Origin of the sequence: Roseivirga sp. 4D4 (assembly GCF_001747095.1) — a bacterium.
Classification (GTDB): Bacteria; Bacteroidota; Bacteroidia; order Cytophagales; family Cyclobacteriaceae; genus Roseivirga.
Map to the genome: position 1 here is coordinate 196,946 of NZ_MDGP01000001.1, position 24,888 is coordinate 221,833.

The window sequence follows — 24,888 nt, forward strand, 5'->3', positions numbered from 1 at the left end:
GACTATGTTACAAATCCTTCACAATCCGCGGTGTAGAAAAAGCCGCGAGACCTTGCAGCTTATCCAAGAAACAGGTGTTGACGTTGAGGTTATCGAGTACCTAAAAGATGTGCCGAGCCAAGCAGAGCTTAAGGGCATTATTCAAAAGCTTAATATTAGCCCTACTGAACTTCTAAGAAAAGGGGAGGCAATTTTTAAGGAGCAATTCAAAGGGAAGACCCTTACCGATGACGAGTGGATTGAAGTGATGGTCAATAATCCTAAGCTGATCGAAAGGCCGATTGTCATTAAAGGGGATAATGCGGTCATCGGAAGACCTCCTGAGAACGTTAAGTCACTTCTTTAACAAGTCTAATATCCTAAGATCTTCATCATACTATCATGGTTTTGCTCCTCAGCAAAAACGGTTGTAAACAACTGTCCATCCTCATCTTTGTCTATTAGCACATGCTTTGGAGCAGGGATCAGACAATGCTGAATACCACCATATCCTCCAAGAGAATCCTGATAAGCCCCAGTGTGAAAGAAGCCAACATATAGCTTTTCATCCTCTTCAATCAAAGGCATGAAAAGTTCAGATGAGTGCGATTCTGAGTTATAGTAATCCATACTATCACAGGTCAACCCGCCCATATTGATTTTCTGGAATGGATGATCCCATTTATTGATAGCCAGGAGGATGAACTTCTGATTCATACCCCAAGCGTCAGGCAAACTGGTGATAAAAGAGCCATCCACCATATACCAAAGCTCCTTGTCGTTTTGCAACTTCTGATCCAGAACCGAATAGATGATGGCGCCACTTTCACCCACGGTAAATGACCCGAATTCTGTGATGATATTGGGCATCGGGACGTTACTCTTATTGCAAATCCATTTTATATTTTCAACTATCTGATCGACCATATAAGCATAGTCGTATTCAAAGGTCATTGAAGTTTTAATAGGGAAACCGCCTCCAATATCGATAGTGTCGAGTTCAGGGCAGATCTTCTTTAATTCACAATACTTGTACATGAACCTACTTAATTCACTCCAGTAATAAGCTGTGTCTTTGATGCCCGTATTGATGAAGAAGTGGAGCATCTTTAGCTTAGCGTTAGTACCCTTTATTTGGTCTGTGTATAGGGCATTGATGTCGCTATAGCGAATCCCAAGTCTGGAGGTATAGAATTCAAAGTTTGGCTCCTCATCGGCCGCTACGCGAATACCAATCTGAAAGTCCTTGTCAATTCTTGACTTGTACTCATCTAGCTCATTGAGATTGTCTAGTACAGGAATGCAGTTATTGAATCCATCATTGATGAGTTCCTGGATATACTGCACGTATAGTGGTCGCTTAAATCCATTGCAAACAATCAGTGCATCCTTATCGATTTTCCCCTTTTGATAAAGACTTTTAACAATCTGTAGGTCAAAGGCTGATGAAGTCTCGATATGACAATCATTGTCAATCACTTCGTCTAATACAAATTCGAAATGAGAGGACTTTGTACAGTAGCAATAGGTATAATCACCCTTATAATTGTGCTTTGCGATTGCATCACTAAACCACTTTTTTGCCCGTTGGATATTCTCAGCGATTTTCGGGATGTAGGTGATTTTCAAGGGCGTTCCATGCTCTTTTATCACGTCATGGAGCGAGATTCCATGAAATTCAAGGTACTTTCCATTTACCTTGAATTCTTCCGTAGGAAACTCGAAAGTCTGGTCTATTAGATCAAAGTAGCTTTTCACTTGGCTTCTGAATTATGACAAGGAGCGCAAATATTGTAACAATTCACCAATTCTGAATGCCCATTGGTTGGAAAATATTGAACGAAGTGCTGCACTCATTTTTTTCTCCTCCCATTGGTGAATGAAGTCTTTCGATTTTTTCACTTTTACCAAGTCAAAAATGTACCTTGTGACTAAGTAAACTTTTAAGGATGAGGAAAATTAGATTGGTTGAAGTGAGGTCTGAACTGGCAGCAGGTACCCGAGGTGCCAGCATGGGCATAGACGCACTTAAAATCGCAAGTATTAAAAGGCACTCGAACTTCTTTATGCGCTTCGAGCCTGTAAGTGTCAAGGACGAAAATCAACTCCTTTTTGGTGACCCACAATTTGATTTTGCCAAGTACGGTGAGGGTGTGTTTACCATGCTTAATAGGGTATGTGATACCATTACCGAATTGAGAAAGGAACAACTCTTTCCAATCGTATTGGCAGGGGATCATTCTACTGCCGCGGGTACTATCTGTGGCATTAAGCAGGCCGACCCGGAAAAGCGACTGGGCGTCATATGGATAGACGCACATGCCGACTTCCATTCTCCCTACACTACACCATCCGGTAACATGCATGGTATGCCGCTGGCCATGGTGACTGCCATTGACAACGAGGCTTGCGAAGTGAATGATGTGGAGGAAGAAACAGAAGCTCTTTGGGAAAGGATCAAGAAGATAGGGGGGAGAGGCCCTAAAATAGCCCCAAGCGATGTCGTATTCATCGGAGTTAGAGATACAGAGGCTCCCGAGGAACATATTTTGAAAGAACATGGTATTCGAAACTTCAGCACCGAAGAGGTGAACCAAAAAGGCGTTGAAGCTGTCGCAAGTGAGGCCTTGGAGATACTATCAGAATGCGATCAGGTCTATATATCCTTTGATGTTGATAGCCTGGATACTTCAATTTCTACTGGAACGGGTACTCCGGTACCTAATGGTTTGTCAAAGGAGCAGGCTTTCGACCTAAATAGAGAGTTGATAAAAGATAAAAGAGTTTGTTGTTGGGAAATTGTGGAGGTGAACCCAACTTTGGACACTGAAAACCGGATGGCGGAGAGTGCTTTCGATATTCTCGAGGCCACAACCGACTCTCTGATTAAGAATTTCTAATTAATGGAAGAACAGATTAAGCAAGGTATCGCTGACGCCTTGAAAGCATTATATAGCCATGAAGTGGCTGCTGAGGCAATCGCCTTACAACCCACTCGAAAAGAGTTTGAAGGCACTTATACTTTTGTCACTTTCCCTTTTGCCAGGTTTTCCAAAAAGAACCCTGAAGAAACGGGTAATGAGATTGGTGCTTACCTAGAAACTCATTGCGAGGTGGTCTCTGGTTTCAATACAGTCAAGGGCTTTTTAAACATCTCTGTATCAGAAGCATCTCAGGTTCAGAGTTTCATTCAAATGTTCAATGGTAAGGACGTGGCCGCCTCATCACTCTTTGACGTTGCGCCTACTGGCAGAACGGTTGTGGTAGAGTACTCATCCCCCAATACCAATAAGCCACTTCATTTAGGACATTTGCGTAATAATTTCCTAGGCAACTCTGTTTCCAGAATCCTAAAAGCCGCTGGAAATGAGGTGCATAAGGTACAGATCATCAACGATCGTGGTATTCATATCTGTAAGTCCATGTTGGCATGGTTACGATTTGGCGAAGGTGAAACGCCAGAGACTTCGGGCTTGAAGGGGGACCATCTGGTAGGTAAATACTATGTAGCTTTTGATAAAGCATTCAAGGCTGAGGTGGCCGATTTAGTAGCCAAAGGTTTTCAGCAAGAACAAGCTGAAAAAGAAGCACCGATTCTTTTGGAAGCCCAGGAGATGCTCAAGAAATGGGAAGCAAAAGATCCTGAAGTCTACGCACTTTGGGAGAAAATGAATGGCTGGGTCTATGAAGGCTTTAATGCTACATATGACAAGATGGGGGTTGATTTTGATCAGCTTTACTACGAAAGCGATACTTATTTGATTGGTCGCGATCGTGTAATGGAAGGCCTTGAAAAAGGTGTGTTCTTTAAAAAAGAAGATGGGTCCGTTTGGGTTGATTTGACCGATGAAGGTCTCGATGAGAAGCTCTTGCTAAGAAGTGATGGGACCTCTGTTTACATGACGCAGGATATAGGTACTGCACTCATGCGCTTCGATGATTACCCAGGATTGAGTCAACTGATTTATACCGTGGGTAATGAACAAGAGTACCATTTCAAAGTCCTCTTCCTGATCCTTAAGAAACTCGGCTACCATTGGGCGTCTTCATGCTATCACCTTTCTTATGGAATGGTAGACCTTCCTTCCGGGAAGATGAAGTCAAGAGAGGGCACAGTGGTCGATGCGGATGATTTAATGCAGGAAATGGCGAATACCGCTAAGTCAAGAACTGAAGAACTCGGCAAAATCGATGGCTTTTCAGAGGATCAGGCCAGTGAGCTTTATGAAATGCTTGGCCTTGGCGCCATCAAGTACTTCTTACTGAAAGTCGATCCGCGAAAGCGAATGCTATTCAATCCTGAAGAATCAATCGAGTTTCAGGGAAATACAGGGCCTTTTATTCAATATACCCATGCACGAATCAGTTCTATCCTAAGAAAAGCGAATCAGCTTGGGGTGAGTTTTGACGCTGAAAATTTCGATCAGGTCAATGAAATCCATCAAATGGAAAAGGACTTGATTTACGCCTTAGGTCTTTATCCAGAAAAGTTAAAGGCTGCTGCGGAGGCTTATTCACCCGCTGTGATTGCTCAGTATGTGTATGATTTGGCAAAAGATTATAATCGATTCTATGCCGAACTCTCCATCTTCAATGAGTCGGACAAAAACTTGCAGCAATTTAGGGTAGCTCTTTCTGCTTTAACAGCACAAACCATTAAGGTCAGTATGGGTTTACTAGGGGTTGATGTTCCCGATAGAATGTAAATGAAAAACTGGATAGTCGCTTTTAGGTTAAGGACACTGCCCTTGGCATTGGCTTCGATTGGTATGGGGGCTTTCCTTGCGGGGGCATCAGGCAATTTCGATGCACTTGTTTTCGGCTTGTGTGCTCTGACAACCATCTTTCTGCAGGTACTTTCCAACCTGGCCAATGACTACGGTGACTCTATTCACGGTGCTGATAGCACTGAAAGACAAGGCCCCTCTCGGGCAGTGCAATCTGGTGCGATCACTAAAGCACAAATGAAACGGGCCATTCTAATCTTTGTATTGCTTTCCTTGGCAAGTGGTATAGCCTTGATATATGTGGCTTTCGGTTGGATGAGTTTCAATTTTAACTTATTCCTTGGCATTGGCGCATTGGCCATCTTAGCGGCCATAACTTATACCGCAGGGTATAAGCCCTATGGTTATGCGGGCCTCGGGGATATCAGTGTCTTGATATTCTTTGGTTTTGTTGCTGTGATGGGTAGTGCCTTTTTGTATGAGCAAAGCTTAAATTGGAACTATCTGTTGCCCGCTATTTCAGTGGGATTCTTTTCTGTGGCCGTGTTGAATGTAAATAACATCAGAGATATTGAGTCAGATGAGAAGGCAGGGAAACGATCTATCCCTGTTAGACTAGGTAGAGATGCTGCTGTCAGGTATCATTGGTTTCTTCTTTTTTCCGGTTTTGCTGCCGCTTTGGTCTATGTGGCGCTCAACTACGTTGCTGTTACTCAGTTTCTGTTTGTACTCAGCTTACCATTGTTGCTAGTCAATGCAAGAGCAGTCCACTCAAAAAGGAATGCCGCTGAACTCGATCCGTTTTTGAAGCAAATGGCCTTGTCAACTTTGCTTTTCGTTGTTCTTTTTGGTCTGGGGAGCCTCTTATAATACTTCTGGTCAAAAATTTTGAGGTTGACCAAGTGTAGATTACTTTAGTAAAAAAACCATTCTATGAGCCTTAATAAATCAAGCCAATTGAATGTTCAGTGTCAGTTCTGCAAATCGAGAACTGACTCTCATTTTGCTGATTTGCCAGAAGAAGATCTGAGTATTCTGTCTGCTCATAAGTCCTGTGTTACTTACAAAAAGGGACAAAACCTGTTTTATGAAGGGACTAGACCTATGGGTATTTTTTGTATCAACTATGGTAAGGTCAAAGTCTATAAAATGGGTTCGAATGGTAAAGAACAGATTCTTTTCATTGCCCAGCCTGGAGACTTTTTAGGATATAGGTCATTGTTGAGCGAAGAGTTCTATGGAGCGTCTGCTGCGGTGATTGAGCAAGCTGCTATTTGTTTTATTCCCAAGAGTGACTTCTTGACAATTTTGAATAAGAATCCTGCATTTTTCAATAAGCTTATGAAGGCGGTATGTCATGAGTTGGGGGTAATGGAGGATAAACTAGCTCAACTTGCTCAGAAGTCTGTAAGAGAGCGTTTGGCAGCTACTATTTTAATGCTCAAAGAAACCTATGGTATGGAAGGAGAAGGGAGTGATTTAATCGACATAGCCCTTTCCAGAGAAGACCTAGCCAATATAGTCGGTACTGCAACTGAGACGGTAATTAGGTTGCTATCTGAGTTTAAATCAGATGGTTTGATTGGCCTTGAGGGTAAGAAAATCAAGGTGATGGATACCCAAAAATTAGTACACGAAGCAGACTTCTATGGATAAACATGACTTTTATCATGTTTTTCTCTGATACCCATCAATAGCCTCCCATACTCACTCAAGTACTTTTGATTATTAATTTGAATCAAAGGTCTTGAAACACAAAATACTCTTAGCAACAAATGCAGATAACGGTTTTGACAATCTGATCTCAGATATGTTGAGTCTTTTGAATAAGACGCACAAGAAGTACGTTTCGGCTTTTTCTCCCCAAAACTTTCATTCCAAAGACCTTGTCACGGCCAACGCTCAAGATCAGGGCGTGAACCTGGCGCTAGATGGCCTTGTCAAAGACTATGAGGCTGAGATTATTTTAGAAAAAGAGGCGGCTAAACAGAACGTTGAGTTTGAATGGATAAGTGAGAAGATGGATCATGAACGCTTATCTAGTTTTAGTGTAGTGTTTGATCTTTTGATCTTGGAATTGGAGGCTTTTAAGGAGTGCGATACCAAGGTGCTAGATGAGATGCTTAGTGCCATTAAGTGCCCAGTGCTTTTGTTGCCAAGGAATTGGGAAGTTGAGAACCTAGTCATTTTTCATGATGGGTCAATCGACTCGGTAAAAATGGTCAAGAATTTCCTTAACATGTTCAATCCCAATCTTAGAGATATTCCACTGTCCGTATTGATTAGTCAACCTTCGGCAAAATATGATGTGGAAGCTGAAAAGATCTTTATTGATTATCTAAAGCTCTTTTTCAAAGATTTAGGCGTTCAGCTTATTCAAGGAGAACCAATGGATAATCTTGATCAGGCGATCGTTTATAATAGTCATAAGCCCTTTCTAATGTTAGGGGTCAATGGATATCAAATAAGTGGAAAACAGCTGATGGAAGCTCCAACATTTCTTTTTAAGGGATAGGTCATGGCTACTCAGGAAATATCTACCGAAACTATTTGTTATCACTGTGGAGATGAATGTCCAGAGGACTCAATCCACATTGAAGAGAAATCATTCTGCTGTCAAGGTTGCAAAACGGTTTATGAGGTACTCAGTGATAACGACTTATGCGACTACTATAATTTGGAGTCAAATCCAGGGATCACCCAGAAGAAGGAAAAAAACGCACTCTTTGATTTTCTGGATAATCAAGAAGTAAGCAGGCAACTGCTGGAATATGCTGATGATGACCAGGAGAGAGTCACTCTTTTAATTCCGAATATCCATTGTAGTAGCTGTATCTGGCTTCTGGAGCACCTGAATCGACTGGAGCCAGCAATTATTAATTCAACCACAAACTTTAGTCAGCGAACGCTCACCGTCAACTACAAAGTGAAGGACTTTTCGCTAAGAGCACTTGCCGAGCTTCTGGATCGAATAGGGTATACTCCCGTAATCAACCTAGAACAGGCAGATGAAAAGAAACCAGAAAGAACTTTCAATAAAAAACTTCTGGTCAAATTAGGCATTGCAGGCTTTTGCTTTGGGAATGTGATGCTCTTGAGTTTTCCGGATTATTTAGGAATATCGGCTTTAGAGCAGTCTTATCAGCAGACATTTCGTTGGCTTAATTTGCTTCTGGCCATTCCTGTAGTTTTCTATTCAGGGAGTGAATATTTCGTTTCGGCCTTTAAGAGCCTTAAACAGAGGTTTGCCAATATTGATGTGCCGATTGCTCTAGGGGTTACAGTACTTTTTTTGAGGAGCGTCTATGAAGTCGTTTTAGATATAGGGCCTGGTTACTTCGATTCTTTGGTAGGGCTCGTTTTCTTTTTGTTGATAGGGAAGTGGTTTCAAAATAGGACCTACGATGCGCTTTCATTCGATAGAGATTACAAGAGTTATTTCCCGCTGGCCATTCAAACCAAGAGAGATGAGGAATTCACTTCTGTAGCAGTTCGAGATATACACAAGGGCGATGAGGTATTGATCCGTAATGGAGAATTGATTCCTGCAGATGCCATTTTAATTGATGAGAAAGTCTATATCGACTATAGTTTTGTCACTGGAGAATCAGCGGCCATAGAAAAAGCAAAAGGACAATATGTATTTGCAGGAGGCAAGCTTTCAGGAAAGCAAGCTAGGTTTATAGTACAAAAACCTGTTTCACAGAGTTATTTGACAAGCCTTTGGAACAACGAAGCTTTTAAAAAAGAAAAGCAACACACCAGATTAGTCGATCAGGTAAGTCAGTACTTCACTATAGTGATCATTACCATTTCTGTGGTGGCAGCGATCTTCTGGCAGGTGACCGATCCATCGAAGACATGGCTGGTCTTTTGTTCAGTTCTTATTGTAGCTTGCCCATGTGCTTTGGCTTTGTCTACCCCATTTACGACCGGCAGTGTGCTTCGTGTACTTGGGAGGAATAAGGTCTACCTCAAGAATGCAGATGTTGTTGAAAAACTCCAGAAGGTTGAGACGATAGTCTTCGACAAAACTGGAACTATTACGAATGCTTCCGAGCGCGATTTTATTTTTGAAGGGGCCGAGCTGACTACGGCTGAAAAGGAATTAATCTTTGCGGCAGTATCAAGTAGTACCCACCCTTTAAGTCGCTTTGTAAAGTCATTTTTAAAAGGAGTAGGCAGTGGGCAATACGTAGTTGAATCCTTTGGTGAACATGTTGGTCAGGGCATTCTGGCGATGGTAAGCGGAGTGGAGATTAAGCTCGGTTCTGCCAGCTTTGTGGGCCGTGAGAATGTCTCGGCAAATCATTCTGCCTCATATGTATACCTTAATATAGGCAATGCGCAGCGCGGCAGATTCGTGATAAAGAATGTTTATCGAAGCGGCCTAAAAGGTGTTATTGAAAGACTTAAAAATAGATTTCAATTCGCCATTCTCTCTGGAGATACAGATGCCGAACGCAAAAACCTTTCAGAGCTTTTCCCAGAGAATACCCCAATGCACTTTTCCCAAAAGCCTGATGATAAATTGAAGACCATCAAAACGATGCAGTCTAATGGTCAAAATGTGATGATGGTGGGGGATGGTCTCAACGATGCGGGAGCATTGCAACAAAGCAATGTTGGTATGGCAGTATCTGAAGACATTTCGAATTTCTCACCGGCTTGTGATGCCATTATGCATGCTAGAACATTTCATCGCTTGGATTCGATCATTGACTTAGCTAAAGGTAGCAAGCGGGTTATCTATGCAAGTTTCTTTTTGAGCCTTGCTTATAATATTGTTGGTCTCAGTATAGCAGTTGCTGGTTGGCTAACACCTTTGGTGGCGGCCATACTAATGCCACTGAGTAGTGTGTCTATTGTGGTTTTAACCACTCTTTTTGTAAAAATTCTTTCCCATAAACTCAAGTTGTAATGTCAGTGATTCTTGTGCTCATTATTACCAGTATTGTTGTTGCCGTAGTGTTTCTCGGTGCGTTTTTCTGGGCAGTGAAGTCTGGGCAGTATGATGATACCTATTCGCCCTCGGTAAGAATGCTTTTTGAAGAAAAGACCAAAAAGAAGGATTAGGGCATGAGCAAATTCGAAGAAGATTTAATCGCAAAATACGACAAGCCTGTACCTCGGTATACGAGCTACCCTACGGTACCTGATTGGAACTTGGAGGCTTTCGAGAAGGAGGAATACCTGGAGGGACTTTCAAAGAGCTTTGCAGTGAACAACGATGAAGGCCTGAGTCTTTACATTCACCTGCCTTATTGCGAGAGCCTTTGCACCTATTGTGGTTGTAATACACATATATCGGTGAATCATCAGGTCGAATACCCATATATACAGGCGCTCTTGAAAGAGTGGCGAATGTACTTAAAGCTTTTCAAGCAACGCCCAAAGCTCAAGGAGATTCATTTAGGCGGAGGAACACCCACTTTCTTTTCGGCTGACAACCTCAGGTATTTGATCGAGGAAATTAAGACATCGGTTGAACTGCTTCCGGGTTATGAATTCAGCTTTGAGGGGCACCCCAATAACACGACCTACGAACACTTGAAGGTGCTAAAGGAAGTAGGCTTCTCCAGAGTTAGCTTTGGGATTCAGGATTTTGACATTAAAGTCCAGAAAGCGATCAACCGAGTACAACCCTTTGATCAAGTGGAGAAAGTGACACATTGGGCGAGAGCTTTGGGCTATCACTCGATCAATTTTGACCTTATTTACGGGCTTCCCTTTCAGAAGGAATCTTCGATCAAAGACACAATCGAAAAGGTAAATACTCTTCGGCCAGATCGGATAGCATTTTATTCCTATGCGCATGTGCCTTGGAAGCGACCTGGCCAGCGAGCATATGACGAGGCAGATCTTCCTGATCCTTCATTGAAGCGAAAGCTAAATGTCATTGGTCAGAACTTGCTTCGTGATAACGGCTATTTGCCCATTGGTATGGATCACTTTGCACTACCTGAAGATAATCTGGTAAAAGCCTTTGAGGAAGGTCGCCTGCATAGAAACTTCATGGGGTATACAACGAGCAACGGTCAGTTGTTAATTGGCCTAGGGGTCTCTTCAATTTCCGATACAAGTTATGGTTATGCGCAGAACGCGAAATCTGTTAAAGGCTATTTAATGCACATTGAAAGGGGTGAGTTACCCATTGTCAAAGGACATACCATGTCAGATAATGACCGGAAAATAAAAAGGGAGCTGTTGGCAGTGGCTTGTGAACAGAAAATACAAACGAAGGAAGCCTTGAAACTGTACTCAGAGCAACGCGAACGGTTAGAAGACTTAGTGTCAGATGGTTTGTTGGAGAAAACGGCTGATGGTTTTGAAGTCACTTTAACTGGGACACAGTTCTTACGAAATATTTGTGCCCTTTTCGATCCTAATTTCGGAAAGCAAAAGGGGAGTAAGGTCTTCAGTCAATCTGTTTGACCGAAGACCTTAATGTTTATCTGAGATAGATACTGGCGCCTACAGACACTGCATTCAGGTTCATGTTCAGTCCATATCGCGTAATTTCTCCACCGGTTGCAGTATCGGTATTGTTGTAAAATATACCGGCAAAGGTCATGTCTAAGGCTATCTTTTCAGATAGGAAATACATCATCCCAGGCATAAGGCCAAAATTGAATGAATTTAGATCAAACTCCTGGTTCCCTAATGGATTGGTAGTTCCAGAGCCGAAGGAAACGTCAGGTTGTAAGAACAAATAGAATTTGTCACTCACACTTTTGTGAAACCTTGCGTATACTCCAAAAAAGAACTGGTTTGTTTCTATTCCTCCACTCGACTGATCTTCATAGCCCAATGAGACGCCTAAACTAGTATTGTCTGACAAGAATAGCGCGGCACGAGGAACTAACCGAAAGTTGGTTGTCTCTTGACCTCCGGCCTCGAAATTACTGTAATTGAGAGAGCCCCCGAGCTGAACGTCTCCTTTTTGAATTTGTCCGAAAGCAAATGAGCTGACTAGCGTCATTGCCAATAAGAGTACTGTTTTTTTCATGGTTATTGAGTTTTTGTTTGAAATTTGACTATCTCTTAAACGTCAATAAGCATGCCCAATGTCCCTATTTAGGACCGATGGTATCATTAATTGATATATGGTTATTCATCGATCAAATAAGAGTAAATGAATTAATAGGAGTGATCAGAAGCGAACATTGCCTGTTTAAGAACGGACATGGGTAATGACAAGTGAGCCTTACTTTTTACCTTCCTGATACCGAAGTTTAAGTTGTCCATAAGCCTCCTGCAAGGCGCTGATTGTCTCCTGTTGTTGATTGATCAAACGCTCTTTTTCCTTCAGTAATTTCTTTTGCGCTTGGGATTGAGTTAGATAAACCGACTCAGGTTCTTGAACCATATTAAGGCTTTCGGACTGTGATATCTCTATCTCCCGATTACCTATGCCGGTAATGAGCCATCGAAGGTTTAGGTTTTCAAACAAGTTTGTGATGTCAGCAATTACTTCAAATGATGGTCTGGCTTTGCTGTCTCTTTTCAGCCGGTATAACTTCTCAGGTTTATCATAGCCTAATGCTTCAGAAAGAAGACTCACATTATTTATCCCTTGGGATTGTGCATAAGAGAAAAGGCGTTCAAAAAAAGTAGAATCTATTGACATACTATTTTGTAATAATACAAAAAATATTGTATTTTAGTTTTGCTGGTTGGTAGTCATGTTAAATATAAAGGAAATGCGAGCAATGCGTAGCGTGTTTCCACTTACAGAAGCTTATGCACACACCAATTGACAAAAGAGACTTAGTCGTTCGACTCCTCATAGAAGATTATCGCTTTCAGCAGATCATTCATAGAATGGCCCAAATCAACTTTCACTTTGATCAATCATTAGACTTAATGTCTTTGATCGCGGATATCATGATTGAGAAGGGAAGGGAACCAGACTTGCTCTGGTTGCATGCTTATGCAGAGGGTCTAGAGCAAGCTTATCAGGTTGATTTCTGGAATCTCGAGGACTTAAAAAAGATAGCAGAAGAGGCTTTTGATCAGCTCAATACACGTTTTTTGTCAGAGTAGCACCTTGCTTCTAATTTTTCATTCTCGCTTTTTGAAGCACTGTTTTACACTGTTGAAAATGAACTTTCCTCAACGGAAAAGGAACCCTTCTTAAAACATGATTTAAATCAGTTTTTTAACTAATACGGGTCAGGTCATCTCCTCATACTCGCAATTACCTTCGGTCTAAATTTTAAAGAACCCAAACTGCGACTATGGAAATAGAAAAATTTGAGTACGATAACAAAATCGTTAAGTACTTCTCGATCGCCACTGTCATTTTTGGAATCATTGGGATGTTGGTTGGTCTTTTGATCGCCACCCAATTGTTCCTCCCCCAACTGAATTTTGGAATTCCATACACGACCTTCGGTCGAATCAGGCCACTGCACACCAATGCAGTGATTTTTGCCTTTGTAGGTAATGCCATGTTTGCCGGGGTGTACTATTCCATGCAGCGTTTGTTAAAGACGCGCATGTTTAGTGACGCCCTCAGTTATATTCACTTCTGGGGATGGCAATTAATCATTTTGGCAGCTGCTATCACATTGCCTCTTGGTATCACTACTTCAAAAGAGTATGCTGAGCTTGAGTGGCCAATCGATATCGCAATCACCTTAATATGGGTGGTTTTTGGTATCAATATGATCGGTACCATTCTGAAGCGTAGAGAGCGACATATGTATGTGGCCATATGGTTTTACATCGCCACTTTTGTAACGGTTGCGGTGCTTCACGTGGTTAACTCATTTGAGATTCCAGTGACACTCTTCAAGAGTTATTCCTGGTACGCAGGGGTTCAAGATGCCTTGGTACAATGGTGGTACGGACACAATGCGGTAGCGTTCTTCCTTACAACGCCTTTCTTGGGGCTTATGTACTACTTCCTGCCAAAGGCAGCGAATAGGCCCGTTTACTCTTATAAACTGTCGATTATTCACTTCTGGTCGCTCATTTTTATCTATATCTGGGCAGGACCACACCACCTATTGTATACTTCACTACCCAACTGGGCCCAGTCATTAGGGGTGGTCTTCTCAGTAATGTTGATCGCACCATCTTGGGGTGGTATGCTCAATGGCCTGTTGACACTGCGCGGTGCATGGGACCGCGTAAGAGAAGATCCTGTATTGAAATTTATGGTGGTGGCCGTGACAGCCTATGGTATGTCGACCTTGGAAGGACCACTGCTTTCAATTAAAAGCGTCAACGCTATAGCTCACTTTACAGATTGGATCATTGCACACGTGCACATTGGTGGACTGGGCTGGAATGGCTTTATGATCTTCGGTATGCTATACTGGTTGGTCCCAAGAATGTGGGGTACTAAACTATGGTCGACTAAAGCAGCTAATCTACACTTCTGGCTGGGTACACTCGGTATCATCGTTTATGCATTGCCGATGTATACAGCAGGGGTTGTACAAAGCTTAATGTGGAAAAACTTTAATGCTGAAGGCTTCTTGGAGTATCCAAACTTCCTGGAGACTGTAACTCAGATTATTCCGCTTTATATGATGCGTGCCATTGGAGGTTTACTGTACTTCTCTGGCGTGATCATTATGGCAGTGAACTTAATCCGAACTGCTAAGCAGGGTAGCTTTGTTCCTAATGAAGCAGCTGAAGCACCGGCCCTTGAAAAGAAAAAAGTCATTGGAGGATACTGGCACAATCGCCTGGAGCGCAAACCAGTCATCTTTACAACTCTTGTGCTTATCGCGATCGTGATTGGTGGGGTGGTTGAAATGGTACCGACTTTCCTAATCAAATCTAATATCCCGACCATCGCCAGTGTGAAACCATATACACCACTAGAACTTCATGGTAGAGATATCTATATCAGGGAGGGTTGTAATAACTGTCACTCGCAGATGGTAAGGCCGTTCCGATCGGAGACCGAACGCTATAAAGGAGAATATTCCAAAGCAGGCGAGTTTGTGTATGATCATCCATTCTTGTGGGGGTCGAAACGTACCGGACCGGATTTGCACAGGGTAGGAGGAGCCTATAATAATGTGTGGCACTTTAACCACATGTTGGATCCAACTTCAACTTCACCAGGGTCTATTATGCCACCATATCCATGGTTGTATTCTGATCAGATCAATCCAGATAGAACAGCTGGTAAGATCAAAGCCCTGAGAACTGTTGGAGTTCCGTATGCCGAAGGTTATGAAGACATCGCGAATCAAGACCTGAAAAAGCAAGCTCAGGGAATAGTTGCAGACTTGAAAACCTATGATGTGGATATTCCGGAGACGGCTGAGATAGTAGCCTTAATCGCCTATCTACAGCGATTAGGAACAGATATTAAAGTTGAATCCGTAGCCCAAAACCAATAAGCCATGTTTAAATATTATTTCGAACAAGTTGAAAATGTAGCGGTTTGGCCGATCATTTCACTCACTATATTCTTCGTCTTCTTTGTTGGTTTGATCATTTACGTTTTCAAAATCAATAAAGGATATCTCAAACACATGTCGAAACTACCCCTGATCGAAGATCAGGACGGTATTGATAATGTCTCTAACGCTAAACATCAGATTCATGGATAATTCAGCACTTTTTAGTCAGGAAACGATGATTTACATCACCTTCGGGTTAGTCATTGTGGTGGCACTGTTGGTATTGGTTGTAGCACTCTATGTACTACAGCTGCTTAAAACCTTTATGAAACAGGGTATGAGTGAGGAGGCTTTGGCCGCAGAAGAAGCTAAGCCAAGCATGTTTGCTAGTCTTTGGGACAGATGGAACGCCTTGAAGCCGATGGAAGAGGAAGAGACCATACTCTTAGATCATGACTATGACGGGATCAAAGAGTTGGATAACCACCTACCACCATGGTGGAAAGGCCTTTTCTATGTCACTATCGTCTATGGCGTAATTTATATTCTGATTTTCCATGTATTTCGAAGTTCTCCGCTTCAAGAGGAGCAATATGAACTTGAGATGGCTGCAGCGGCAGCGATGAAAGCAGAAAATGAAGCAGATCTGGTCTTTGACTTTGATGAAAATACCGTGACTCAGTCGACCGATGCTGTTGAGCTGGCAGAAGGTCAGACATTCTTTGAAAGGCAATGCGCCATTTGCCATAAGGCAGATGGAGGCGGCTTGGCAGGACCAAACCTCACCGATGAGTATTGGAGAAATGGAGGAAGTGTTTCAGACATCTATAAGGTGATCAAAAATGGAGTTCAAGGGACTGCCATGATTGCCTGGGAGTCTCAGCTTAATCCAATTCAGCTGAGAAATGTAACTTCTTATGTGATGAGTCTTCAGGGTACTAACCCTCCAGGAGCCTTAGGACCTGATGGAGATCTGTATACACCTGAGAACTAATTGCTAATCGGTAGGGAATGGCGGAGGATAGTAAAATCAAGGACTTATATCATTACGATGAACAGTTTCGTGATGCCATAGCCACTGTGGATGAAAAGGGTAAGCGCATTTGGATTTACCCTAAGAAACCCAAAGGCAGGTATCATAACAAAAGGGTCATTGTTACGATCGTTCTGTTGTCCATTCTTTTTGCAGGGCCATTTATTAAGATTGGAGGAGAGCCCTTTTTATTGCTCAATGTTTTTGAGCGCAAATTTTCAATCCTTGGGGCCGTTTTCTGGCCCCAGGATTTCTTTATTCTCACACTGATTGCCATTTCTTTCTTTGTCTTCATCATCCTTTTTACGGTGGTGTTTGGCCGCGTATGGTGTGGATGGGCTTGTCCGCAGACCCTCTTTATGGAAATGGTATTCAGAAAGATCGAATACCTTATTGATGGGGATGCAGGCCAGCAGCGAAAGCTGAAAAAGATGCCTTGGAATGCGGAGAAGATCAGAAAAAGGCTCTTGAAACATTCAATATACGTTGTCATTGCAGTCTTAATTGGTCATACTGCTATGGCCTATTTGATTGGCATAGAACAGGTCAAAGAAATTGTCACGAAATCACCCAGCGAAAACTTAGCAGGCTTCATTGGGCTAGTTGCTTTTAGCGGAATTTTCTATGCGGTTTTTGCCTACTTAAGAGAGCAGGCATGCATTGCGATTTGTCCTTATGGAAGGCTCCAAGGTGTCCTTTTGGTAAAGAACTCCATGGCAGTGATGTATGACTGGATCAGAGGAGAACCAAGAGGAAAGCTCAAGAAAGCCGAACCGCAAAAAGAGAAAGGTGATTGCATAGATTGTAAGTTATGTGTGCACGTTTGTCCGACTGGTATTGATATCAGAAATGGTACGCAATTAGAGTGTGTGAACTGTACCGCCTGTATCGATGCCTGTGATGATGTGATGACCAAGATTGGTAAGCCCACCGGGTTGATCAGACCTACTTCTGCCACCGCGATAGAAGAAGGTAGTCAGAAAATCTTCACCCCTCGTGTGGCGGGTTACACCGGAGTTTTGTCCGTACTGATTGTGCTGTTGACCGTCTTTGTCTCAGGTCGTGCTGATGTAGAAGCAACGGTATTAAGAGCACCCGGTATGATTTATCAAAAACTCGATGATGGCCGCATTCAGAACATCTATAACATTCAGTTTTTGAATAAAACCTCAGAAGATATGCAGCTGGAGGTGAGCATAAAAGATATGCCGAATGCTACTATTGAAAGAGCCGGTGGTGAATTGATCGATTTAGCTGCGAAGTCAAAATTCGATGGCGTATTTATCATTAAGATACCAGCAGAAGAGCTGGAAGACAGAAAGAACCGAATTGTCCTGGAGTTGCGATCGGGCGAAGAGGTGATTGACGAATTGAAAACGAATTTCCTTGGACCAGTAAAGTTTTAATCATGAATTGGGGTAAAAAGATCATACTATCATTTGTTGTGTTTTTCATCGTGCTATTCACGCTAGTGTATGTAAGTGTAAACACAGATTTTTATCTGGTCGAAGAAGACTATTATGAACAAGAATTGGCCTACGAAGACCAAATTCAAAGAATCAAAAATCATGATGCACTGGCCGAAAAACCCGTCTTCGAAATAGATCGTAGGGCATTTACTGCTGGTTTGAAGTTCCCCACCGAGTTAACTGAGGATATGTTAAACGGGACTGTTGTTTTTTACCGATCCAACTCTGCCAAACTAGATAGGGAATTTGAGCTTGAACTGAACGAAGCAGGTGAGTTTGTAGTCGACATTTCAAGGTTTGCCGTTGGCGCTTGGAAGATGAAGATCAACTGGACCGATGGGGAAAAGGAATACTATAAAGAGGTCGCTTTTGTAATCTGATGTTACTCGCTACCGCCATAGTGTTCGGTTTTTTGGGTAGTCTACACTGCTTAGGTATGTGTGCCCCCTTACTATGGGCTATACCGGAAAACCCTGAAAAGAGAACTCGATGGTGGCTTAACAAGCTTGTTTATAATGCTGGTCGCATTTCTACCTATGCATTGCTAGGATTGATTATTGGTCTTGTGGGTGAAGGAGTCTTATTGGTCGGTTGGCAACAACATATTTCATGGATTACAGGTGTTTTGTTAATTCTTGGTTTGGCTATGAGTATCTGGGGAAGGCATATCAAGGCTTTTAATACATTCTCCAATCAGTTTAATCAGAAGATCAAAAAGGGACTTTCAAAAACGCTGGCTCGGAAAGGCCTTGCTGCCCAACTGATGTTTGGCGCTTTCAATGGCTTATTGCCCTGCGGTTTGGTCTATATGGCCTTGATCGCTAGCCTTTCGATGACATCTGTCTCAGGTAGTATGGCCTATATGGTCTTATTTGGACTAGGTACGGTGCCCATGATGTTAGGGGCTGCAGTATTCAAAAAGTCCATCCAATCATTGAAAAGCATCAGTTTCAACAAACTATATCCTAAGATAGTATTGACTATTGCCATCCTGTTAATTGTGAGGGGTATGAATTTAGGGATCCCCTATTTGAGTCCAAAAGTCGCTGATGCATCAAGTATCACCATCTGTGAAACGCCAGAGGTAGAATGAATTTATGACGGAGATCATAAGTTTTTAAGTTGAAATTCACGTATTTCAATAAAGTATCAATCACTTAAATCACATATCATGAACACAATACTCGTCCCAACAGATTTTTCAGCCCACGCCAATAATGCCCTCGATTTAGCCGTGCAAATAGCCCGTAAATCAGGAGCAAAAATATTAGTGATCAATGTTATAGAAGGCCTGCGCGACTTTTCCTTCAATACGATGGGGGAAGCCGAAAGTGATGCAGGTGAAGAGGTTTTCATCGTCCGAAAGCTGATTGATCAGGTCAAGCTGCGCCTAAGTGAAATCGTTAATAATGAAGGCTATGCTGATGTATCCATCGAATCTGCAGTTGAAATGGGAAATGCCTTTGAAAGCATTTCTAAAGTAATTGCTGATCATGATGCGGACCTTTTGGTTATGGGTACAAAAGGAACGAGCGGTTTGGAAGAAGTACTGATTGGTTCGAATACAGAGAAGGTGGTCAGATATGCGAAATGTCCGGTAATTACTGTAAAAGAGAAAGTCAGCCTTGATCAGATAAAGAACATCGTGTTTGCCAGTAATCTACAGGATGAACAAACAGAGCTTGTGGCAAAGCTAAAAGTGATACAAGATATTACAGGAGCCACTTTACATTTGGTAAAGGTGAATACGCCAAATCATTTTAGCACACAACGTCAGATGATGAAGGAGTTTAGCAATTTTATCGATAAGCATGGCCTCAATAATGCATCCACCAGCATTTATAATGAAGCCACAGAAGAAGATGGTATTCTATACTTTGCTGAAGACCTAGGTGCCTGTATGATTGCTATGGGTACTCACGGCAGAACAGGGATTCTTCACTTGCTCAGTGGTAGCATTGCCGAAGACCTTGTGAACCATGCTCAGGTACCAGTTTGGACACTATCCCAAAAGCACAGGAAATAAGATATTACGAATACTCGTGTTAAAGTCATTCGGCCTTTCGCTGAATGACTTTTTCTTTTTAGTACTTTTGAACTTATGGGCAGAAAGAATAACCGCGATAAGGGAAGGTCTGGAGTAGTTTATTCCACCAATTCAGATTATTCCTATGATTATGAGAATGATTACGAGGAAGAAACCTTAGCCCCCTCAGCACAAAACTTAAAAGTTATGCTCGATAAAAAGAGCCGAGGAGGAAAGCAAGTGACTTTGGTTGAAGGCTTTGTGGGAACTGAGGATGACCTAAAGGATCTGGGTAAAATGCTCAAATCAAAATGCGGTGTCGGTGGATCGGCCAAAGACGGAGAAATTCTAATCCAGGGAGATCATAGAGATAAAGTATTACAATTATTACAAAAGGAAGGTTACGGAGCTAAAAGAGTTGGGGGCTGATGAGATATTTCAAAATCGCTATTGTCGCCCTTTTAGTCCTAAGTAGCCTAAGTTGTTCTGTCGATCGACTACCTGTAATTGAAGGAACAATTAAGATCAATGGCTCTGATGTCTACTATAAAACTATAGGCGAAGGTGAGCCTTTGGTTATCGTTCATGGAGGACCGGTATTGGACCATTCTTATCTGCTTCCTCACTTCGAAGCACTTTCTAAAGATTATAAACTCATTTTTTACGACCAAAGAGCGGCCGGAAAATCGTCCATTCGGGTTGACCCTGGGACCATGACCTTGGACGGCTTTGTCGAGGATATCGAAATCTTAAGAGAAACTTTGGGCTTAGGGAAAATCAATCTGTTGGCACATTCATGGGGAGGTTTGATTGCGATGAAATATGCCCTCAAGTACGATGATAACCTGAATCATTTGGTCTTGTCTAATGCCATGGCACCAAGTGCGGTGGATTGGCAAGCCGAAAGCCAACTTGTTGGACAAAAGACGAGCAAAGAAGATCAGGACAAACTCAATAACCTGACGAGCAGTGGCTTATTGAGAACAGAAGATCCATCAGAGGCGATCAAAGAAATGATGATGATTTCCTATCGAGTGCATATGTACGATAAGGCCAATATCGACAAGCTTGAACTTTTCATTCCTAAAGACTTTGTTTTGAGAAGTCAGGCATATGGTACCTTGAATGCTGACATGAGTGGTTACGATCTATACGATCAGTTGATCAATATCAAAACCCCAACGCTTATTATGTTCGGAGAAATTGAGCCTGCTTTGGAACTCCATGCCGATAGAATGGCCGAGTCTTTCGCTGATTCTGAGCTATATGTTGTCAAGGAATCGGGTCATTTTCCCTTTGTTGAATCAAGCGAAGAGTACTTCGGTCAAGTCAAAGCATTTTTGGCCAAGTAATAATCTCCACCGCTAAAAGAATTTTCGTGTGCCGAAGGCTTCAGTCAGTCTATATTTAAGTCGACTCAAACCTTTTTCGCATGAAGTTCAAGCAGTTCTATCAATCACTTTTATTACTCGTCCTTACCTCGGTTTCAGCGATCGCTCAGACTGACCTTTCTATCTTTGAAGCCATGGAGCCACGCTCTATTGGCCCGGCAGGGATGTCCGGTCGTGTCACTTCCATTGATGTGGTGCGGCACAACCGCAATATCATCTATGCTGGCACCGCTTCGGGAGGTCTGTGGAAATCTGTGAGTGGTGGCACTAGTTGGGAACCGCTCTTCGATAAGGAAGAGGTTGCGTCCATAGGAGTTGTTACAATCGATCCTTCAAATGCAAGCACCATTTGGGTAGGTACCGGAGAGGGCAATCCGAGAAACTCATTGAATGGTGGTTATGGGGTGTATCGAAGCCTCGATGCAGGCAGGACATGGAAGCATATGGGGCTTGAGAATACCAAAAATGTTCATCGACTGATAGTCCATCCTGACGATCCGAAAACCGTTTGGGTCGGAGCCATCGGTTCACCTTGGGCTGAGCATGAAGAGCGAGGCGTATTCAAGACCACCGATGGCGGTCTTACCTGGAGAAAAGTGCTCTACGACATTCCAGGAGCTGGTATTGCTGATCTCGTGATTGACCCAACGAACCCAAATAAGTTGGTGGCGGCCATGTGGGAACATCGCAGATTTCCATGGTTCTTTAATTCTGGAGGACCTGCCTCGGGCATCTATATCTCTTACGATGGTGGCGAAACCTGGGATAGAAAGACTTCAGAGCACGGACTACCTACAGGAGACTTGGGAAGAATAGGCTTGGCCATTGCTCCATCAATGCCAGATAGAATTTATGCCTACGTGGAAGCGAAAGAGAATGCCATTTATCGTTCTGACGATGGAGGAAATCGTTGGAGAAGGGTTTCCAATAAAGGAGAAAGTGGTATCGGCAGTAGACCGTTTTACTATGCCGATCTCTACGTAGACCCAGAGAACGAAAACAGAGTTTACTCACTCCATACAACAGTGACCTCCAGTGAAGATGGAGGTAAGAGTTTTAGCACATTTGTAAACCCTGGCTTTATTCATGTAGATAACCATGCCTTTTATGTACATCCAGACGATCCGAGTTTCATGGTGCTGGGAAATGATGGTGGCATGGAGGTGAGCCGCGATCGCGGGGGTAGTTGGCACTATATGGAGAACCTTCCAATCGGTCAGTTTTATCACGTAAGCTATGACATGGAAACACCATATAATGTCATGGGTGGCATGCAGGACAATGGTGCCTGGTTAGGCCCAAGCCAACTTCTGAAACAGGGCGGCATTCGCAATGGGTATTGGGAAAGAATTGTAGGTGGAGATGGTTTTGACGTGGTTCCAGATCCCTTGGATACCCGATATGGCTATTCGTTGAGCCAAGGGGCAAACATTCGAAGATACGATCGCAAGACAGGGCAAATGATAGGTATTCGACCGGAACACCCGAATGGCGAACGCATTCGTTGGAATTGGAATGCGGGAGTCAATATCGATCCGTTTGACAAGAAGACAATTTACCTCGGAGGTCAATACTTGTTTAAATCTCCTGATCACGGTGATTCATGGGAAATCATATCTCCGGATCTAACGACTAACGATCCTGAAAAACAAAAACAAGCCGAAACAGGTGGTAAACTCAATCTCGATAACTCAGGAGCAGAAATGCACACCACCATTACTGTAGTTGAGCCCAGTACCTTAACCCAAGGAATGATTTGGGTGGGTACGGACGATGGCAATGTACAACTGACCAGAGATGGCGGTCAGAACTGGTCGAACAGTGCGGGTAAATTCCCAGGGCTTCCAGCCAACAGTTGGGTGCAGCAAATCAAGGCGAGTACTTATGATGCAGGGACAGCCTTTGTGATATTCGATGAGCACAGGAGGGACGATTGGAACCCCTATGTTTATCAGACTACAAACTACGGAAGATCGTGGAAACGCATTGTGAATGAGGGAGATGTCTTTGGTTTTGCCTTATCACTAGTACAAGATCCAGTAGAACCAAACCTGATGTTTTTAGGTACAGAAAGTGGTTTATATGTAACCATGGATGGCGCAAAAACCTGGGCCAAATGGACTCATGGTTATCCGACAGTGCCTACCATGGATCTACATATACATCCAAGAGAACACGACCTGATTATCGGAACTTTCGGCCGAGCGATATGGATTTTAGATGACATTCGACCGCTTCGCGAAGCAGCTCAAATGAGCATGAACAAGCTCAAGGAAAAGGAGATTCACACCTTTGCTATTCCTGACGCCACTAATGCCATCATTGGGCCCTACTGGGGTTATAGAAGTACCGGAAATGGATTGTTCATGGGAGAAAATAAGCCCTTTAATGCCGCTATTAGCTTTTATGCTCGAGCGAAGGGCAAAGTAAAGATGGAGGTAGCAAACGCATCAGGCAATATTGTGAGAACGAGGACTTACAATGCTAAGGAAGGTGTGAACCGTGTCTACTGGGGGTTTGAAGCCGATGGAATAAGACAACCAGGATCTCGAAAGCCGACCAGCAAGAACGCTACAAAACCAGGTGGCTATGATGTATTGCCGGGCACTTATCAGGTCACGCTTACCAAGAAAGGAGAGTCGTCAAGTCAGGCCATTAATGTACTGAGAGATCAAAGAACGTCTTGGGATGCACAGAAGATTTCTGAGAAGCAAGCCTTCATTACCCAATATTATGAATTGGTTTCACAAGTTACCGCAGCAGTGGATCGAATTGATGAAGCTAGAGGTATCGCTGATAATGTTATGGCCCTAGATAAGGACCATAAAGAGCTAAAGGAGAAGGTGGAAGAGATCAAGGAGGGGCTGAAGTCCCTTAGAGAGTTGATTTTCGCCCCAAGAGTTCAAGGCTTGTCACGAAACCCAGATTTGATTTCAAGTCAGTTAGGAAATATCAGGAGCAAGATTGAAAGCAGCTATAAGCCAGTGACACAACCACAGCAGTTGGCTTATGAGAATGCTAAGCGGAATACCACACCAGTGCTGGAGTCTATCGATCAATTCTTCGGCAAGGAATGGACTGAGTTCAGATCGTTCGTTGAAAACCTTAATTTGGAATTGGTAAAGGATTTTAAATAAGTGCTCAAAAAGATTCTGAAAGTCGTATTGTACTTGATCGTTGTGGTGGTGGTACTCGCAGCGAGCGTTTGGTTTCAAAAAGTTGACCCAGTCCAATACGATCAAGTTGAAAATGTTCATGTCTTTCCAGATACGCTGGCAGGGCGCAACTTTGATTTAGATAGTCTGAAGGCAGTTGTTGGACCAAATAAGGGACTTCCTACGGGCTTTGAAATACAGGCACTTTTGGCCTATTCCGCTTATCCAGAATTGAAAGGCGTCAAAATTGATATGGAGCTTACGCAAAGTGGAGCTCCCATGGAATCAAACTTCAATATCTGGTCGCTTTTCGGGCCCGGAAGCAGGCGGCATTACAGAATACTGTTGAATGATGCCAGTAATACATCATATGATGAGATCTTGCTCAGAAACCTTCCCTTCGATGCGCAGGTAGGAATTTTGGCCCATGAGCTTGGGCATGTTGCTTACTATCATCGGCATAATACATTACAGATTGGAAAGTGGGGCTTGAGCTACTTAATGAAAGACGAATTTCACGCGGCCCATGAGCAGAGTACTGATTTAATGCCGGTTTATCATGGTATGGGAAGTCAAATCTGGCAGTACGCTTATTATGTTCGCTATGATGATTGCTGTAGGGCTACCTATGAGAGATTTGGTGAGCGGTTTATGGATAAGTATTACTTGTCTGATAAAGCCATTAGAAAGGCAATGTTGGAGCATTCATTATATGCTGAAGAGTAGTCTTAAGTAAAC

General features: G+C 42.9%; 24 protein-coding genes. 21 read left to right on the plus strand and 3 right to left on the minus strand.

What is annotated here, in order from left to right:
* Positions 1-4 precede the first annotated feature (4 nt).
* The gene (arsC, locus tag BFP97_RS00830; protein WP_069840601.1) at positions 5-346 is read left to right on the plus strand and encodes an arsenate reductase (glutaredoxin); all 342 of its coding nucleotides are present in this window, start codon (positions 5-7) and stop codon (positions 344-346) included.
* Positions 347-351: 5 nt separating this feature from the next.
* Here arsC and BFP97_RS00835 read toward each other — a convergent pair whose 3' ends face one another.
* On the minus strand, positions 352-1,737 hold the full coding sequence (locus BFP97_RS00835; RefSeq protein WP_069840602.1) for an arginine decarboxylase: 1,386 nt from the start codon (positions 1,735-1,737) through the stop codon (positions 352-354).
* Positions 1,738-1,928: 191 nt separating this feature from the next.
* On the opposite strand from BFP97_RS00835, the gene rocF reads away from it, so the two are divergent.
* From rocF to hemN, 8 genes are all read left to right on the plus strand, one after another.
* Positions 1,929-2,879, plus strand: a complete 951-nt coding sequence (rocF, locus tag BFP97_RS00840; RefSeq protein ID WP_069840603.1) for an arginase — start codon at positions 1,929-1,931, stop codon at positions 2,877-2,879.
* A 3-nt stretch (positions 2,880-2,882) separates the two neighbouring features.
* Positions 2,883-4,685, plus strand: coding sequence for an arginine--tRNA ligase (gene argS, locus BFP97_RS00845; RefSeq protein ID WP_069840604.1), 1,803 nt, complete (start codon positions 2,883-2,885; stop codon positions 4,683-4,685).
* Positions 4,686-5,576, plus strand: coding sequence for a 1,4-dihydroxy-2-naphthoate polyprenyltransferase (locus BFP97_RS00850; RefSeq protein WP_069840605.1), 891 nt, complete (start codon positions 4,686-4,688; stop codon positions 5,574-5,576).
* 63 nt (positions 5,577-5,639) lie between these two features.
* Positions 5,640-6,362, plus strand: a complete 723-nt coding sequence (locus BFP97_RS00855; RefSeq protein WP_069840606.1) for a Crp/Fnr family transcriptional regulator — start codon at positions 5,640-5,642, stop codon at positions 6,360-6,362.
* A gap of 91 nt (positions 6,363-6,453) precedes the next feature.
* Positions 6,454-7,221, plus strand: a complete 768-nt coding sequence (locus BFP97_RS00860) for a hypothetical protein (RefSeq protein WP_069840607.1) — start codon at positions 6,454-6,456, stop codon at positions 7,219-7,221.
* A gap of 3 nt (positions 7,222-7,224) precedes the next feature.
* Complete coding sequence (locus BFP97_RS00865) at positions 7,225-9,627, plus strand: heavy metal translocating P-type ATPase (protein ID WP_069840608.1); 2,403 nt, start codon at positions 7,225-7,227, stop codon at positions 9,625-9,627.
* The gene (gene ccoS, locus BFP97_RS00870) at positions 9,627-9,782 is read left to right on the plus strand and encodes a cbb3-type cytochrome oxidase assembly protein CcoS (protein ID WP_069840609.1); all 156 of its coding nucleotides are present in this window, start codon (positions 9,627-9,629) and stop codon (positions 9,780-9,782) included. The genes BFP97_RS00865 and ccoS overlap by 1 nt, the downstream gene beginning before the upstream one ends.
* A gap of 3 nt (positions 9,783-9,785) precedes the next feature.
* Positions 9,786-11,141 carry an oxygen-independent coproporphyrinogen III oxidase gene (hemN, locus tag BFP97_RS00875; protein WP_069840610.1) on the plus strand — a complete coding sequence of 452 codons (1,356 nt, stop codon included), beginning with the start codon at positions 9,786-9,788 and terminating at the stop codon, positions 11,139-11,141.
* 16 nt (positions 11,142-11,157) lie between these two features.
* On the opposite strand, the gene BFP97_RS00880 is transcribed toward hemN, so the two are convergent.
* Both BFP97_RS00880 and BFP97_RS00885 read right to left on the minus strand, forming a co-directional pair.
* A complete protein-coding gene (locus tag BFP97_RS00880) occupies positions 11,158-11,715 on the minus strand; it encodes an outer membrane beta-barrel protein (protein WP_069840611.1) in 558 nt (185 codons plus the stop codon).
* A 198-nt stretch (positions 11,716-11,913) separates the two neighbouring features.
* Entirely contained in the window at positions 11,914-12,336 is a 423-nt protein-coding gene (locus tag BFP97_RS00885) for a hypothetical protein (RefSeq protein WP_069840612.1), read from the minus strand.
* 113 nt (positions 12,337-12,449) lie between these two features.
* Between BFP97_RS00885 and BFP97_RS00890 the strand changes: the two genes are divergently transcribed.
* The 12 genes from BFP97_RS00890 (at position 12,450) to BFP97_RS00945 (ending at position 24,876) form a co-directional block, all read left to right on the plus strand.
* Positions 12,450-12,752, plus strand: a complete 303-nt coding sequence (locus BFP97_RS00890) for a hypothetical protein (RefSeq protein ID WP_069840613.1) — start codon at positions 12,450-12,452, stop codon at positions 12,750-12,752.
* 194 nt (positions 12,753-12,946) lie between these two features.
* Complete coding sequence (gene ccoN / locus BFP97_RS00895) at positions 12,947-15,073, plus strand: cytochrome-c oxidase, cbb3-type subunit I (protein WP_069840614.1); 2,127 nt, start codon at positions 12,947-12,949, stop codon at positions 15,071-15,073.
* A gap of 3 nt (positions 15,074-15,076) precedes the next feature.
* Positions 15,077-15,286 (plus strand): hypothetical protein, encoded by a 210-nt coding sequence (locus BFP97_RS00900; protein ID WP_069840615.1) that lies wholly within the window; start codon positions 15,077-15,079, stop codon positions 15,284-15,286.
* Complete coding sequence (locus BFP97_RS00905) at positions 15,279-16,070, plus strand: cbb3-type cytochrome c oxidase N-terminal domain-containing protein (RefSeq protein ID WP_170827373.1); 792 nt, start codon at positions 15,279-15,281, stop codon at positions 16,068-16,070. The genes BFP97_RS00900 and BFP97_RS00905 overlap by 8 nt, the downstream gene beginning before the upstream one ends.
* Positions 16,071-16,087: 17 nt before the next feature.
* Positions 16,088-17,515 carry a cytochrome c oxidase accessory protein CcoG gene (ccoG, locus tag BFP97_RS00910; RefSeq protein ID WP_069840617.1) on the plus strand — a complete coding sequence of 476 codons (1,428 nt, stop codon included), beginning with the start codon at positions 16,088-16,090 and terminating at the stop codon, positions 17,513-17,515.
* Positions 17,516-17,517: 2 nt separating this feature from the next.
* Positions 17,518-17,958 carry a FixH family protein gene (locus BFP97_RS00915; protein WP_069840618.1) on the plus strand — a complete coding sequence of 147 codons (441 nt, stop codon included), beginning with the start codon at positions 17,518-17,520 and terminating at the stop codon, positions 17,956-17,958.
* A complete protein-coding gene (locus BFP97_RS00920; RefSeq protein ID WP_069840619.1) occupies positions 17,958-18,671 on the plus strand; it encodes a sulfite exporter TauE/SafE family protein in 714 nt (237 codons plus the stop codon). The genes BFP97_RS00915 and BFP97_RS00920 overlap by 1 nt, the downstream gene beginning before the upstream one ends.
* A gap of 78 nt (positions 18,672-18,749) precedes the next feature.
* A complete protein-coding gene (locus tag BFP97_RS00925) occupies positions 18,750-19,604 on the plus strand; it encodes a universal stress protein (RefSeq protein ID WP_069840620.1) in 855 nt (284 codons plus the stop codon).
* 75 nt (positions 19,605-19,679) lie between these two features.
* Complete coding sequence (locus BFP97_RS00930; protein ID WP_069840621.1) at positions 19,680-20,033, plus strand: translation initiation factor; 354 nt, start codon at positions 19,680-19,682, stop codon at positions 20,031-20,033.
* The gene (locus tag BFP97_RS00935; protein ID WP_069840622.1) at positions 20,033-20,956 is read left to right on the plus strand and encodes an alpha/beta fold hydrolase; all 924 of its coding nucleotides are present in this window, start codon (positions 20,033-20,035) and stop codon (positions 20,954-20,956) included. The genes BFP97_RS00930 and BFP97_RS00935 overlap by 1 nt, the downstream gene beginning before the upstream one ends.
* 80 nt (positions 20,957-21,036) lie before the next feature.
* Entirely contained in the window at positions 21,037-24,132 is a 3,096-nt protein-coding gene (locus tag BFP97_RS00940; RefSeq protein ID WP_069840623.1) for a hypothetical protein, read from the plus strand.
* A complete protein-coding gene (locus BFP97_RS00945) occupies positions 24,133-24,876 on the plus strand; it encodes a hypothetical protein (protein WP_069840624.1) in 744 nt (247 codons plus the stop codon).
* Positions 24,877-24,888: the final 12 nt, after the last annotated feature.